Annotated in this window: 13 protein-coding genes; 4 read left to right on the top strand and 9 right to left on the bottom strand. The window is 64.4% G+C overall.

The genetic code is table 11. The annotated features are described in order from the left end of the window. The coding region (locus AC2FNJ_RS14250) for an aminotransferase class V-fold PLP-dependent enzyme (RefSeq protein WP_496765125.1) at positions 1 to 1,362 on the bottom strand (1,362 nt) is incomplete at its 3' end. A 102-nt stretch (positions 1,363 to 1,464) separates the two neighbouring features. On the opposite strand from AC2FNJ_RS14250, the gene AC2FNJ_RS14245 reads away from it, so the two are divergent. Next, positions 1,465 to 1,926, top strand: a complete 462-nt coding sequence (locus tag AC2FNJ_RS14245) for an Lrp/AsnC family transcriptional regulator (protein WP_496765124.1) — start codon at positions 1,465 to 1,467, stop codon at positions 1,924 to 1,926. 8 nt (positions 1,927 to 1,934) lie between these two features. Here AC2FNJ_RS14245 and AC2FNJ_RS14240 read toward each other — a convergent pair whose 3' ends face one another. The 3 genes from AC2FNJ_RS14240 to AC2FNJ_RS14230 form a co-directional block, all read right to left on the bottom strand. Beyond that, positions 1,935 to 3,386 carry a hypothetical protein gene (locus AC2FNJ_RS14240; RefSeq protein ID WP_496765123.1) on the bottom strand — a complete coding sequence of 484 codons (1,452 nt, stop codon included), beginning with the start codon at positions 3,384 to 3,386 and terminating at the stop codon, positions 1,935 to 1,937. 480 nt (positions 3,387 to 3,866) lie between these two features. Next, positions 3,867 to 4,487, bottom strand: coding sequence for a 30S ribosomal protein S4 (rpsD, locus tag AC2FNJ_RS14235; protein ID WP_496765122.1), 621 nt, complete (start codon positions 4,485 to 4,487; stop codon positions 3,867 to 3,869). 216 nt (positions 4,488 to 4,703) lie between these two features. Further along, positions 4,704 to 5,285, bottom strand: a complete 582-nt coding sequence (locus AC2FNJ_RS14230) for a hypothetical protein (RefSeq protein ID WP_496765120.1) — start codon at positions 5,283 to 5,285, stop codon at positions 4,704 to 4,706. A gap of 235 nt (positions 5,286 to 5,520) precedes the next feature. Between AC2FNJ_RS14230 and AC2FNJ_RS14225 the strand changes: the two genes are divergently transcribed. Next, complete coding sequence (locus AC2FNJ_RS14225; protein WP_496765119.1) at positions 5,521 to 6,582, top strand: glycosyltransferase family 2 protein; 1,062 nt, start codon at positions 5,521 to 5,523, stop codon at positions 6,580 to 6,582. 24 nt (positions 6,583 to 6,606) lie between these two features. Here AC2FNJ_RS14225 and AC2FNJ_RS14220 read toward each other — a convergent pair whose 3' ends face one another. After that, positions 6,607 to 9,117, bottom strand: coding sequence for an adenosylcobalamin-dependent ribonucleoside-diphosphate reductase (locus AC2FNJ_RS14220; RefSeq protein ID WP_496765118.1), 2,511 nt, complete (start codon positions 9,115 to 9,117; stop codon positions 6,607 to 6,609). A gap of 116 nt (positions 9,118 to 9,233) precedes the next feature. Here AC2FNJ_RS14220 and AC2FNJ_RS14215 point away from each other — a divergent pair, with 116 nt between their 5' ends. Next, positions 9,234 to 9,665 carry a DUF1489 family protein gene (locus tag AC2FNJ_RS14215; protein WP_496765117.1) on the top strand — a complete coding sequence of 144 codons (432 nt, stop codon included), beginning with the start codon at positions 9,234 to 9,236 and terminating at the stop codon, positions 9,663 to 9,665. Between the two features lie 7 nt (positions 9,666 to 9,672). On the opposite strand, the gene hisG is transcribed toward AC2FNJ_RS14215, so the two are convergent. From hisG to AC2FNJ_RS14195, 4 genes are all read right to left on the bottom strand, one after another. Next, positions 9,673 to 10,362 (bottom strand): ATP phosphoribosyltransferase, encoded by a 690-nt coding sequence (gene hisG / locus AC2FNJ_RS14210; RefSeq protein ID WP_496765116.1) that lies wholly within the window; start codon positions 10,360 to 10,362, stop codon positions 9,673 to 9,675. Then, on the bottom strand, positions 10,359 to 11,447 hold the full coding sequence (locus AC2FNJ_RS14205) for an ATP phosphoribosyltransferase regulatory subunit (RefSeq protein WP_496765115.1): 1,089 nt from the start codon (positions 11,445 to 11,447) through the stop codon (positions 10,359 to 10,361). The genes hisG and AC2FNJ_RS14205 overlap by 4 nt, the downstream gene beginning before the upstream one ends. Beyond that, positions 11,447 to 12,931 carry a histidine--tRNA ligase gene (gene hisS, locus AC2FNJ_RS14200; RefSeq protein WP_496765114.1) on the bottom strand — a complete coding sequence of 495 codons (1,485 nt, stop codon included), beginning with the start codon at positions 12,929 to 12,931 and terminating at the stop codon, positions 11,447 to 11,449. The genes AC2FNJ_RS14205 and hisS overlap by 1 nt, the downstream gene beginning before the upstream one ends. 100 nt (positions 12,932 to 13,031) lie before the next feature. Then, positions 13,032 to 13,835 carry a crotonase/enoyl-CoA hydratase family protein gene (locus AC2FNJ_RS14195; RefSeq protein ID WP_496765113.1) on the bottom strand — a complete coding sequence of 268 codons (804 nt, stop codon included), beginning with the start codon at positions 13,833 to 13,835 and terminating at the stop codon, positions 13,032 to 13,034. A gap of 99 nt (positions 13,836 to 13,934) precedes the next feature. Between AC2FNJ_RS14195 and AC2FNJ_RS14190 the strand changes: the two genes are divergently transcribed. After that, the gene (locus tag AC2FNJ_RS14190; protein WP_496765112.1) at positions 13,935 to 14,129 is read left to right on the top strand and encodes a SlyX family protein; all 195 of its coding nucleotides are present in this window, start codon (positions 13,935 to 13,937) and stop codon (positions 14,127 to 14,129) included. The last annotated feature ends 36 nt before the right edge of the window (positions 14,130 to 14,165 follow it).

Raw genomic sequence — 14,165 nt, 5'->3', positions numbered from 1 at the left:
GTCCTCGGTCCGGCGTGACAGGTCGTTCACGCAGTCGATGATGTACTGCACCGTTTCTTCGGTCATCAGGTACGAGAAGTTCAGACGCACCCAGCCCGGCTTCTTCAGTTCCTCGCCGGCCTCCAACGCCGTATGCAGCGCCTCGGACGCGGCGCGGTCGATGCCCAGCAGCCGGTGTGCATATGGGCCGGCGCAAGCGCAGCCGCCGCGCGCCTGGATGCCGTAGATGTCGCTCAGCATCCGGGTGAAAAGCTGCTGATGCACTGGGGCGCCGGCCGCATCGCGCACGAGGAAGGAATAGATCGGCAGGCGATGCGGCTTGTCCGCACCCAGAAGAGTGAGGTGCGGGTTGTCCTTCCAACCCTCCAGCGCCATGCGGTTGAACTGGGCTTCGCGCCGCGCGATCTCTTCGGTTCCGACCACGTCCTTGACGATGAAGGCCAGGGCCGCGCGGATATCTCCGATCACGTTGGGCGTGCCCGCCTCTTCCCGCGCGGCCAGATCCGCCGAGTAGTCGTGCCGCCAGGGCGAGACGAAAGACACCGTGCCGCCGCCAGGCCAGCTGGGGCAGCGGCGTTTCACGGCGGCCGCGTTGACCGCCAGCACGCCCGATGCGCCCGGCCCGCCCGGGAATTTGTGCGGGGACACGACGATGGCATCCTTTTTCGCATCCGCCGGCCCCATGTCCATCGGCAGGTACGGTCCGCCACCGGCATAATCCCAGACCGCCAGCGCGCCATGTTTCTTGAGCAGGCGCGTCACCGGGTCAGGGTCGGTGACGATCCCGGTCACGTTCGAGGCGGCCGAGAAGGATCCGATCACCAGGTCGGCCCCAGCATGGGTCGCGAGGGCCGTTTCGAGCGCGGCCAGGTCCGGGCCGCCTTCGGCGGCTTCGGGAATCTCGATCACCTCCGCCTTGCTCTCGCGCCAGGGCAGAATGTTCGAGTGATGCTCGTAAGGACCGATCAAGACAACCGGCCGGTCAGCCTCCCCAACTCCCAACAAACTGACCAGCCGGTTGAGCCCGGCAGTGGCGCCCGAACCGGTGAAGATCACCGCGTCCTCTTCCCCGGCGCCAATGAGACGGGCGATTTCGGCGCGGGCCTCGCGGCGCAGCCGAGTGATGTAGGAACCGCAATAGGAGGCTTCGGTGTGGCTGTTGGCGTAGAATGGCAGCACGTGTTCGGCCACGAAGTCCTCGACCTGCCGCAGCGCGCGGCCCGAAGCGACGTAATCCGCATAGACGAGCGGTACGTCCCCGTGCAGACCGGGGATGAGAACGTTCTCACCGATCAATCCGTCGCGCAGGCTGTCGCCGTGAGTGGTGGTCTCGAGTGCTGCACGAAAAGCGGAAAGGGTCATGTCGCGGGCTCCTGATTGCCAATCCAATGTGATTGAGAGAAACCGCAAAAACTTCACCTTTCTTTGTTCCATCTTGCGATTTTTTGTGTCATATGCTTCGAAATGGCTGGAAAAATCGATCAGATTGACACGCGCATCCTGAAGGAGCTCCAAACGGACGCCACGTTGTCCCAGCGTGACCTTGCGGATCGGGTGGGGCTTTCGCAGAACGCCTGCTGGCGGCGGCTGAAGGCATTGACCGAGGGCGGCATATTGCAGGGTTCCACGGCGCGGATCGCGCGCGAGAATCTGGGCCTCAGCCTTGTGGTCTTTGTGATGCTGCGCACCCGGCACCATTCCGCGGAATGGCTGCAGGCGTTCCGGCGCCATGTCCTGACGATTCCCGAAGTGGTGGATTTCCACCGCATCGGCGGCGATTACGACTATCAGCTCAAGGTCGTGACGCAGGACATGGCATCCTACGACCGGGTCTATCAGCGGCTGATCTCGAAGGTCGAGTTGGACAGCGTGACCTCGTATTTCGCCATGGAGGCGATTGCCGAGGGGCGGCCGCTGCCGCTCTGACGGTGGGATCAGAAGATGAACGTATCCGCCGTCAGGTCGATCAGGGACACGCCGCTCAGGAACAGGGTGCTTCCAAACAGATCCGCGATCAATACGCCGCCGGAAAGCTCGGACAGGTGGTCGGCCCAAAGGTCCGCCTGATCGACGATGTAAACCGAGGTCGAGAAGCTGACCCGGTCGAACGCCGCCGAGAAGTCAAAGGCAGTATCCAGCCCGGGCGAAAATACGATGACATCCGCGCCCGCCGCCAGGAAGAACGTGTCGTTTCCCGAACCGCCGGCCAGGGTATCGTCGCCAGACCCGTCATACAAAGTATCGTTCCCCGTGCCGCCGAAAAGCCGATCGTCGCCGTCGCCGCCGCAAATCAGATCGTCACCGGCTTCCCCGAGCACCTCGTCGGCATCGAGCCCCCCGCCCAGCGTATCGTTGTGGTCGCCGCCGTTCAGCGTGTCATTGCCCGCCGCGCCCCAGATTTCGTCCGCGCCGGTATTGCCGATCATCAGATCGTCGCCAAAAAAGCCGCCCATCGTGTCGGAGCCGGCGCCGCCGTTCACGGTATCGTTGCCGTAAGAGCCCCACAGCTCGTCATTGCCGGTGCCACCCATGACCAGGTCATCGCCGTGGAAGCCGCCCAGCAGATCGTGGCCTTCGCCACCAAGGATCGTGTCGTTGCCCCAAGAACCGAACATACGGTCGTTTCCCGCCTCGCCTTCCAGATGGTCGTCGCCGGCGCCGCCGCCCAGAAGATCGTCGTGCAACCCTCCAAAGACGGTGTCGGCGTCGTCGCCGCCGAAAATGGAATCCGCGCCATCGAGTCCGTACAGTTCATCCGAGCCCGCGCCGCCGACCAGAAGGTCGTTTTGGATCTCGCCGATCAGGACATCGTTGCCTCCGTACCCGTAATAGACGTTCCGCAGCAGGCCGTTTCCGGTAATCATGTTGTCGCCATCGTCCGCACGAATCTCGAGTTCGCCGCTTCTGGCCCGGATGAACCAAGTCGATGTGTCGAAGGCCGCGCCGTACTCATCGACCAGAGCCTGCACGTCCATCGGCCCCAGACGGTTCGAGTACCCGGTATAGGACATGATGGTGTTGGTCTTGTTGTCGAGGCTCGGAACCAGCTGGATCGGGCCTTCGAACGGGTGCTTCAGCCCCATCGCGTGGCCGAGCTCGTGCAGCATCGTGCCGAGGTTCATGCTTTGCAGCACCAGGTCGAACTGCGCATTTCGGTAGGGCAGGTAGGTCCAGCCGCCCCACATGGATCCTTCGACCGCGTGCACGTTGACGTTGCCGCCCGAGGGCACTTCGACCAGGATCAGGCCGGCGCTGCGTTCGAAGTGTTCGATGGCCGTGCGGAAAGTCTGCTTTTCGTGGTATGTCAGGGGGCGGGTCGAGCGGGCATATTCCGGCAGGCTGCCGACCGACGGTATGTTGCTATGGTTGTAGAAGCTGTATGTCACGACCGCCGGCGCCTGCACATGCGGCCCCAAGGGTCCAAATGCGCGATCCGTTCTCAGCGCGGTCCAATCCGTTACGTATGGCAATCCCGATCCCCGTTACAAAACATTGGACTATCTACTTTATTTTCCAAACTCTCCACATGTGCAGACCGTCACCCTTCTCCGCAACGGAGCCCAGGGAGCCATTTGGAGTCACACCGCTTTGACTGACAGACATTTGCGCTGGAGGCAAGTGGCGGCTCACGGTGAATACAACTTTAACGTATCATTTCGGGCGCTTGTTCGGCGCGAATTCGGCAAAAGAATGAAGCCCGAGCGCGTTCGATTGTCCGGGTCGGGGATTGCCGACTTGCAACGGTGCTTGACGGAAGAAACGGCCTGACACGATCGGGCCATGGGCGGATACCGGTCGCGCAGCACGCACGAAAAAGGCCGCGCGATCAGCGCGGCCTTGCCTTTGGAGAAACTGTCTGGCGCAGATCAGTTCTTCGCGTAGAATTCGACGACCAGGTTCGGCTCCATCATGACCGGGTACGGCACGTCGCCCAGCGACGGCGTGCGCACGAAGGTCGCGGTCATCTTCGAGTGATCCACTTCGAGGTAATCCGGCACGTCGCGCTCGGCCAGCGAGGCCGCTTCCAGGACCACGGCCAGTTGCTTGGACTTGTCGCGCACCTCGATCACGTCGCCTTCCTTGACGCGGTAGCTGGGGATGTTCACCCGCTTGCCGTTCACCTTGACATGGCCGTGGTTCACGAACTGACGTGCGGCAAACACGGTCGGTACGAACTTGGCGCGGTAGACGACGGCGTCCAGGCGACGCTCGAGCAGGCCGATCAGGTTTTCACCGGTGTCGCCGCGTACACGCTCGGCTTCGGCGTAGATGCGGCGGAACTGCTTTTCGGTCAGGTCGCCATAGTAGCCCTTGAGCTTCTGCTTGGCGCGCAGCTGCAGACCGAAGTCCGACAGCTTGCCCTTGCGGCGCTGGCCGTGCTGGCCGGGGCCGTATTCGCGGCGGTTGACCGGGGATTTCGGACGACCCCAGATGTTTTCGCCCATCCGGCGGTCGATCTTGTACTTGGCAGACGTGCGTTTGGTCACGGCTGATCTCCTTCGTTTGTCGAGGCCCAACGGGGCCGCTATGAAGGGCGTTGTCCTCTTGGGTTTCCCCATGACAGGCATCCCCTTGCGGGGGCCACCAACACCAATGAAGCCGCGCTTATATCTGCGGATCGGACAGAGTCAACAGACGTTTGCAGGATTTCCTGTCAAAGGCTGCCGGCAGGATCGGACGCCGCATCGCTGCGCGCGGTAGAATTATCCGCCTGCCCGTACCCGGCGCGGGAAGCCCAGTACGTTCGAACCGAGCCCCGAAGTCGCGGACTCTTCCAGATCGTCGAGGCGGGCCGCATCCGGACGATCCGGGTTGAGGTGCGAAAGACCGGGCACGACGATCGGCCGCCCGGGTTCGGGAAAGACCGGAAGCGCATCGCCCCGAAGCAGGCCGGACAGGGTTTCGTGCGCCACCCAGAATTCGGTCTCCCGGTCGGGCACGGCGCTGGAAAAAACCAGCACGGGCAGACCCTCGCCCGGCATGGGCACAACGTTGGCGACAAAGGATCGTGCGCCGTTCGTGAGGGTGAAACAGCAAGCGTTGTCCGGGTCAAAGGCTTGAGCGTCGAAATGACCAGCGGTGTCGCGATCCGGCACGGGTTGCGGTCCCTGTGCCCGGGCGGCGCGCGCCACGCCGGCATAATCCAATCCGCCCACCTTCTGGGTCTGACCGCGCCACGACCATGCAGCCCCTTCGACCAGTGCGGTCAAAGGCGCCGCTTCCAGCCCATCCAGCTCGGTTTGTGACCATGAAATGACAAAGGTTTCCTGAACTCGCACCCTCATCCGCCCGTTTTGCCTGCATCCTGCGCTCGTTGTTGGGCAAAAGTTAACAGGTCGTTAACGCCAAAAAAAGATGATCCGCCGATTTCTCGCGATTATGGCAATTTTGCCAACGCGCCCTGTCGGCGGCGCCATGAACGAGGCCGCACAGTCCGCAAGGATCACGGCGCCGGTGTCTTGCGAGGCCCTGCGGTGTGCGCTTGAACCACGGGGAACAGGTTGCTACCACGGCCCTGTGATGGCCGGCGACCGCTCTCTTCCCCACATCGTTGCTGCAACCTGTTTGCGGGACGACGGGTCGTACATTCTGGAGTGGATTGCGCATCATGCCGCCTGCGGGTTCGGGCATTTCGTCGTGTTCACCCATGACTGCACGGACAGCAGCCCCGAGCTGCTGGACAGGCTGGCCTCGAACGGTCTGGTCACGCATGTTCCGTTTCGGCACACGCAAAAGGTTTCGGCCCAGTGGCAGGCCCTGAAACTCGCGGCCGGCCACGCGCGGGTCGCCGAGGCCGATTGGGTGATGTTCTTTGACTGCGACGAGTTTCTGTGGCTGCCCGAGGACGTGCCAACGCTTGCCCACCTGATCGACGGGTTCCAGGCGCGCGCGGGCCGGTTCGATGCGCTGGCCGTGCCCTGGCGCCTGTTCGGTTCGGGCGGGGCGGCGAAACGCGAGACCGGGCTGACCCCCGAGCGGTTCCTGCACGCGGCGCCTGTGGACCTGCACTTTCCGCTCGCGCACCTGTTCAAGACGCTGTTCCGGCCGCAGCGTTTCGAGAAGTTGGGCGTTCACCGCCCGAAGCGCCCCAAAGGGTCCGAGGCGCCGATCTGGCTGGGTGCGGACGGCGCGCCCCTGCCCGAGGCGTTTGCCCGGCAGGCCAACGGCATCAGGCTCTATGGCCTTGCCCGCGGCGAGGACAGGATCGGACTGAACCACTATTCCCTGCGGTCGATCGACGAGTTCCTGGTCAAGCGGCAACGCGGGCTGCCCAACCACATGCACAAGCCGATCGGGCTGGATTACTGGGTCGAGCGCAACTGGAACACCGAACGCAATCCGCGCATCCTGCCCATGCTGGACGCCACGCGGGAATCGATGGACCGGCTGCTCGCGCTGCCCGGGGTCCGGGAGGCGCATGAAACCTGTCAGTCGGATTTCGAGGCCCGGCTGCAGGCGGTCAGGTCCGACCCCGACGCCCTGCGCCTGGCCTGGCAGATCGGACTGCTGGCCGAGAACCGCCTGCCTTCGCGGCAGGCTGCGTCGGACTACATTAGGGCGCAGGCCAGGGCTCTAAGGTAGCCGACCAACCTGACCTCGGCCGGTTCAGCCGCACTTGGAATATCCGCAACTGCGGCAGGTCAGGCAGCCTTCGATCATCTGCATGTCGTACTGGCCGCAACTCGGGCAGGCGCGGCCGCGCGGCGCGTCGGTGTTGACCACCTGCGCCTGCGGGTCGGATTTCAGGCCCATGCCCTCGCCTTCGAGGAACCCGATCGACACCATGTGCTGTTCGATCACGCCGCCGATGGCCGCGAGGATCGAGGGGATGTATTTGCCCTTGACCCAGGCGCCGCCGCGCGGGTCGAACACGGCCTTGAGTTCCTCGACCACGAAGGACACGTCTCCGCCCCGCCGGAACACCGCCGAGATCATGCGGGTCAGCGCGACGGTCCAGGCGAAATGCTCCATGTTCTTGGAGTTGATGAACACCTCGAACGGACGGCGGCGGCCGCCGATGATGATGTCGTTGATCGTCAGATAGATGGCGTGTTCGCTGTCGGGCCATTTCAGCTTGTAGGTCGATCCTTCCAGCGATGGCGGCCGGTCCAGCGGTTCGGACATGTAGATGACATCGCCGTGGGGTGTTTGGGGTTCGGCGTCTTTAGAAGTGATTACTTCGGGAACATTGTCACTTTCCCCAAAAAGCAACCAACCTGTGGGGACGTCAAGTTTTGCCGCCAGCTTCGGTGCGTGGAGCTTGGACGGATCCCTTTTTCCATTCAGGTAGCGACTGACGTTTGGACGGTCTATGCCCGCGGCGTCAGCCAACTCGGAAGGCGAAGAAAAATTCGAGTTTTTTAGCGCCCAGTTGAGCCTTGCGGATATCGTAGGCAAATCCAGCGGAAGGTTCTTGGGGCGCTCTGAAACACTCAGCACCGATCCGGTCACATCGTTCGGCCGATAGGTCGTGCAGCCCTTGCAGCCCTGGTCCCAGGCCTGCATGTACACGTCCTTGAAAGCGTCGAACGATATGTCCTCGGGGCAGTTGATCGTCTTGGAGATCGAACTGTCGATCCATTTCTGCGCCGCCGCCTGCATCCGGACATGTTCGGACGGCGTCAATGTCTGCGCGTTCACGAAATAGTCCGGCAGTTCGGCATCTCCGAACTTGTCGCGCCACATCTGAACGGCGTAGTCCACGACCTCTTCCTCGCTGCGCGACCCGTCCTTCTGCAGCACCTTGCGGGTATAGGTATAAGCAAAGACCGGCTCGATCCCCGACGAGACATTGCCGGCATAGAGCGAGATCGTGCCCGTCGGCGCGATCGAGGTCAGCAGCGCGTTGCGGATGCCGTGTTCGCGGATGGCCGCGCGTACATCCTCGTCCATGTGCTGCATGGTCCCGCTGGCCAGGAATTTCTCGGCGTCGAACAGGGGAAAGGCCCCTTTCTCGCGTGCCAAGTCCACCGACGCCAGGTAGGCGGCGCGGGCGATCGCGTGCAACCAGTCCTCGGTCTGACGCGCCGCCTCCTCGGAGCCATAGCGCAGGCCCAGCATCAGAAGCGCATCGGCCAGACCCGTGACGCCAAGGCCGATCCGGCGCTTGGCCTGTGCCTCGGCCGCCTGTTCCGGCAGCGGGAATTTCGACACGTCCACGACGTTGTCCATCATCCGCACCGCGGTGGCGACCAGGCCCTTGAGCGCCTCTTCGTCCAGATGGGCCTCGGTCTCGAACGGCGCCGTCACCAGCCGCGCCAGGTTGATCGACCCCAGCAGGCAGGCGCCATAGGGCGGCAGGGGCTGTTCGCCGCAGGGGTTGGTGGCGGAGATGGTCTCGGCATAGCTCAGGTTGTTGGCCTGGTTGATCCGGTCGATGAAGATCACGCCCGGCTCGGCATAGTCATAGGTGGCCTGCATGATCTTGTTCCACAGGTCGCGGGCCTGGACCGTGTGATAGATCTTGCCGTCAAAGACCAGTTCCCATGGACCATCGGCCTTGACCGCCTCCATGAAGGCGTCCGTCACCAGCACCGACATGTTGAACATGCGCAGGCGGGCCGGGTCGGACTTGGCCGAAATGAACTGTTCGATATCCGGGTGGTCGCAGCGCATGGTCGCCATCATCGCGCCCCGGCGCGAGCCGGCGGACATGATGGTGCGGCACATCGCGTCCCAGACATCCATGAAGGACAGCGGTCCCGAGGCATCGGCCGCCACGCCCTTCACATCCGCGCCGCGCGGACGGATGGTCGAGAAATCATAGCCGATCCCCCCACCCTGCTGCATGGTCAGCGCGGCCTCCTTCAGCATGTCGAAGATGCCGCCCATGCTGTCGGGGATGGTGCCCATCACGAAACAGTTGAACAGCGTCACCTGCCGCGCGGTTCCCGCGCCCGCGGTGATGCGCCCGGCGGGCAGGTATTTGAAATCCTCCAGAGCCTCGTAGAATTTCTGCTCCCACAGTGCCGGGTCTTCCTCGACCTTCGCCAGGTCGCGGGCGATCCGCCGCCACGTGTCCTCGACCGTCAGGTCGATGGGCGTGCCATCCGCCTGCTTGAAGCGGTACTTCATGTCCCAGATCTGCTCGGCGATGGGGGCGGCAAAGCGGCTCATGGTGATTCCCTGTGCTGAAAGAGGCTTACTAGGCTAACCAAAACGTCCGAATTCCACAACAGTTTGAAGTTGGTGGCGTTCCGCCTACAATATAAGCCAAGAACGGAGCCGAGTCTGTGGATAAGTTCGTCAATCTGATCAAGCTGAGCGTCGGATCTGAAAGCGTGGACAGCCTGCGGGACTGGCAGGACGGCCACCGCAAGCGGTTCGAGGACGGCCTGCCGCGCCACGTCACGCGGATGTGGCCCAAGCGCGAGGCCGAGATTCTGGGCGGCGGATCGATCTATTGGGTGATCAAGGGGCTGGTGCAATGCCGCCAGCGGATCCTGCGGCTCGACGAGGTGACGGGACAGGACGGCATCCGCCGGTGCGCCATCGTGCTGGACCCCGAGATCCACCGCACACAGCGCGCCCAGAAACGCCCGTTTCAGGGCTGGCGGTACCTCAAGCCCGAGGACACGCCGCCCGACCTGCCCAAGGGGCGGGTTCAGGACGACGCCCTGCCCGACGACCTGAACCGGGCACTTGCCGAAATCGGCGTGCTCTGACCGGACCCTAGCGCAACCGCGCGATCACTTCGTCCAGCGTCTGCCTTTGCGCATTGGAATAGGCCGCCGTCCGGCTGCGCCACAGCGTCGCCTGCGACCGCAGGATCAGCCCGTCGCCGAGAATCTTGAGGTGATTGGCCCGCAAGGTCTCGCCCGTCGAGGTGATGTCGGCGATCGCCTCGGCGGTTTCGTTCTTGACGGTGCCCTCGGTCGCCCCCTGGCTGTCCACCAGGGCGAAATCCGCGACACCGGAACCTGTCAGGAATTCGCGCACCAGTCGGTGGTACTTGGTCGCGATCCGCAGCCTGTGCCCATGCCGCACCCGGAAGACGGCTGACACCGCGTCCAGATCGTCCAGCGTATCGACATCCACCCAGCAGGCCGGCACCGCGATGACAAGATCCGCCTGACCAAAGCCCAGACCTTCGACTTCTTCGACCTGCTGTTCCCAGCGCGGCAGTTTTTCGTGAACAAGATCGGTGCCGGTGACGCCCAGATGAATGCGCCCTGCGGCCAGTTCGCGCGGAATCTCGCCCGCCGACAACAGGACCAGCGAGACGTTCTCGATGCCCTCCACCTGTCCTGCATATTCGCGATCCGCCCCGGATCGCGACAGGGTGATGCCGCGCTTGGCAAACCAGGAAAAGGACTTTTCCATCAACCGCCCCTTGGAGGGCACACCCAGCTTTAGGCTCATCGCGCCGCCTCCCCGATCTCGATCATCAGATCCGGGCGCAGCACCCCGCCGACGGCCGGGATCTCCGCTCCCCCGCCCAGACGCCGGGTCAGCGCATCGTAGCGCCCGCCCGTCGCGATCGGCGGCAGGTCGGGACGGCGTTCGGCGTAGAAGCCGAACACGAAGCCGTCATAGTACTCCATCGACGTGCGCCCGTAGGACGCTTCGAAATCAAGCGCCGACACGTCGATGCCGCGCGCCTTCAGCGCCTCGACACGGGCCTCCAGCCGGTCGATGGCCTGGGTAATCTGCGGCAGGTCCACCGCCACGTCCCGCAGATGCTCCAGGGCAAAGGGCATCGTTTCGCGCACCGACAGCAGCGTGTCCAGACCGGCCATCTCGGTCTCCGAGATCGGGTCGGCCGCCGCATCTTGGCGCAGGGCCTCGATCCGGTCGGCGATTTCCGCGGCGCTGCGTTTGCCGAGAAACGGCGCCTCGGTGGCGGGCGGTTCTGCCGCTGCCAGCAGCGCCGCGCGGGCCGGCGGCACCTTGGCGCGGCCGGAAAACCTGTCGAGCAAGGCGCGAAACCTGCGTGGCCGCCAGATGTGGCGCATCAGCGCCGCCTTGCGCCGTTCGGTGGTCTGCAGACCGCGCACCGCCGCCATGAGGATACCGATATCGCCCGTCGCCGCCCGCAGGTCCAATCCCTCAAGCGCCCGAAAGATCAGCGCAAAGACCTCGGCATCGGCGTCGGCGGGATTGTTGCGGTCGAACACCTCATACCCAACCTGGATATACTCGTTGGCGCGGTCCGGGTCGTGTTCCTGCCGCCGAAACACCTCGCCCGCATAGGTATAGCGCGCCGGTTCCGCGCCATCCGCCATGTGTTTCTGCACCACCGGTACCGTGAAGTCGGGTCGCAGCATCTGTTCCCCGCGCAGCGCATCCGAGGTGACATAGGCCCGTCCGCGAATGTCCTCGCCATAAAGGTCCAGCAGGGTTTCGGCCGGTTGCAGGATCGGCGTTTCCACCGGCTCGGCCCCGGCATCTTCGAAATGCCTGCGCAATCGGGCCGCCAGGTCCAGCGTACGCGCACGGTTCTGCATCAGCCCTGCCCGTCCAAGATCTCGCGCACCTTGGCCACCAGATCGCCGCGCGGCACCTCGAACTGGCTGGGGCGTTCCTTCCACTCCTCCAGCGTGGCGCTTTCGGCAATCCGGGCGCCCAGGATCAGATCCTTGATCTGCACGACGCCCTTGGCCTTTTCGTCGCCGCCCTCGATCACCGCGACGGGCGAGTTGCGCTTGTCGGCATATTTCAACTGGTTGCCGAAATTCTTTGGATTGCCCAGATAGACCTCGGCCCGGATGCCCGCATTGCGCAGCTCGGCCACCATCGCCTGATAGTCGGCCATGCGGTCGCGGTCCATGACGGTCACGACGACCGGCCCGTGTTCCACCGCCTGAATCCGGCCCTTTTCGCGCAGCGCCGCCAACAGGCGGTCCACCCCGATGGAAACCCCGGTGGCCGGCACTTCCTGCCCGGTGAACCGCTTGACCAGATCGTCATATCGCCCGCCGCCCGCGACCGAGCCGAATTGCCTCTTGCGGCCCTTTTCGTCGAGGATTTCAAAGGTCAGCTCGGCCTCGTAGACCGGACCGGTGTAATAGCCGAGACCGCGGACAACGGAGGGGTCGATGACGATGCGGTCGGGGCCGTAGCCGCCTGCATTCAACAACGCTCCGATCCGTTCCAACTCGTCGACGCCGTCGGCTCCTATCCTGCTGTCACCAACCGCCTTTCTGAGATTTGCCAGCGTCTTACCCGCATCCGATGCCCTGGAAGTCAGAAACGCGATCACCGGTTCCGCCTGACCGCCGCTCAGGCCGACGCCATCGATATAGGCCCCCGAGGAGTCCAGGCGTCCTTTTCCCAGCAATTCGCGGACACCCGCCTCGCCGACCTTGTCGAACTTGTCGATGGTCCGCAGCACCGCGGCGCGCTGCTCCTCGTCGGCAAGGCCCATTGTCTCCAGCACCCCATTCAGAACCTTGCGATTGTTCACCCGGACCACGTAATCCCCGCGCGGAATGCCCACCGCTTCCAGCGTATCGGCCAGCAGCGCGCAGATTTCAGCGTCGGCGGCCATCGAGGCCGTGCCAACAGTGTCGGCATCACATTGATAGAACTGGCGATACCGCCCCGGCCCCGGCTTTTCGTTGCGCCAGACCGGACCCATCGCATAGCGGCGATAGGGCGTGGGCAGGTCGTTGCGGTGCTGGGCGTAGACCCGCGCCAGCGGCGCGGTCAGGTCATAGCGCAGCGCCATCCAGTCGCCCTTGCCGTCCTCGTCGAATTCCTGCCAGGCAAAGACGCCTTCGTTGGGCCGGTCCACATCCGGAAGGAACTTGCCCAGCGCCTCGACGGTCTCGACGGCACTCGATTCCAGCGCGTCGAACCCGTAGCGATGGTAGACGCCCGCAATGGTCCGCAGCATCTCGTCGCGCTGCGTGACTTCCGAGCCGAAATAGTCGCGAAACCCTTTCGGCGTGATCGCCTTGGGGCGGGGCTGTTTCTTGGGCTTGGCCATTGGGGTGTCCTTGCGGATTTGTCCGTTCCGCGCGCGGTCTAGCCGATGGTCCCGGCCGGGGCAAGGCGATGCGCGGCCGCAGCGATGCGGGCCACGCGCGTCAGATCTCGGAAAAATCGCCCGACCGGCCCTTGCCTGCCGCAAACCTCGCGGCTCCGGCGCGGCCCTCGGCGGAAAAGCTGGCCAGAGACCGCCACTCGCGGCGCAGCGCGGCGGCCAGATCGGCGGGCGGCATTCGCGCCGACAGATGGTCCGCCCGCAGGCACGCCTGCGGAAAGCGGAAGAGATCGCGGGCCAGATCCCGCGCGGTTTCCAGGGCCTTTCCTTGCGCGCAGGTGCGGTTCGCAAACCCCATCGCCAGCGCCTCGTCCGTCGCGACCGGGCGTCCGGTGAGAATCAGGTCATGCGCGCGCCCCTGCCCGAGGATGCGTGGCAGCCGCACGGTGCCGCCATCGATCAGGGGAACCCCCCAGCGGCGACAGAAGACGCCGGTCACGGCCCCCTGCGCCATCACGCGCAGGTCGCACCACGCCGCCAGTTCCATGCCGCCCGCCACCGCATGGCCCTCGATGGCGGCGATCACCGGTTTGGACAGCATGAGCCGCGACGGCCCCATCGGACCCGGCAGGGGGAGGGCGGCGGGATCGGTCCAGTCCTCGGGAATGTCCAGCGACCCGATCCAGCGGTCCGCCCCGCCAGACCCGGCCGCCTTGAGGTCGAAACCGGCGCAGAAAGACCCCTCGGCCCCCGTCAGGATCGCCACCTGTTGCGTATCGTCCGCCTCAAAGGCCAAGAACGCGTCATAGAGCGCCCGGGCCGTGTCCGGATCGACCGCGTTGCGGGCGTCGGGGCGGTTTATGGTGACGGTGGTGAGTCCTTCGGACGTTTCGATCAAGACGGTCATGGATTCCTCCCGCCCTCCAGCGTCGTCTGCACGGATCGGGCTGGCAAGCGTGACGTTGCGCCTGTATCACCGGCACCGAACCAGCCCGGGGAATGGCCCATGCAACATCTCGAAGAACAGATCGCCCACTTGTCGAAAGCGCTCGATGACATGAGCGCCGTCGTCGCGCGCCAGCAGGACGAGATCGACCGGCTGACCCGCCGTGTGGACCTGTTGATGCGGCGCGAGGCGGAACGGGAACAGGAAGGTTCGGGCGGCATCGTATTCGGCGACGAGCGCCCGCCGCATTACTGAGGCCGGGCGGCGTTTCTTCCGTTTTGTACAGGGACG

The sequence above is a fragment of the Ruegeria sp. BHSB196 genome (genome assembly GCF_059613135.1).
The sequence above is the reverse complement of the archived record's forward strand: the minus strand, read 5'-3'. Positions and strand labels throughout refer to the sequence as shown.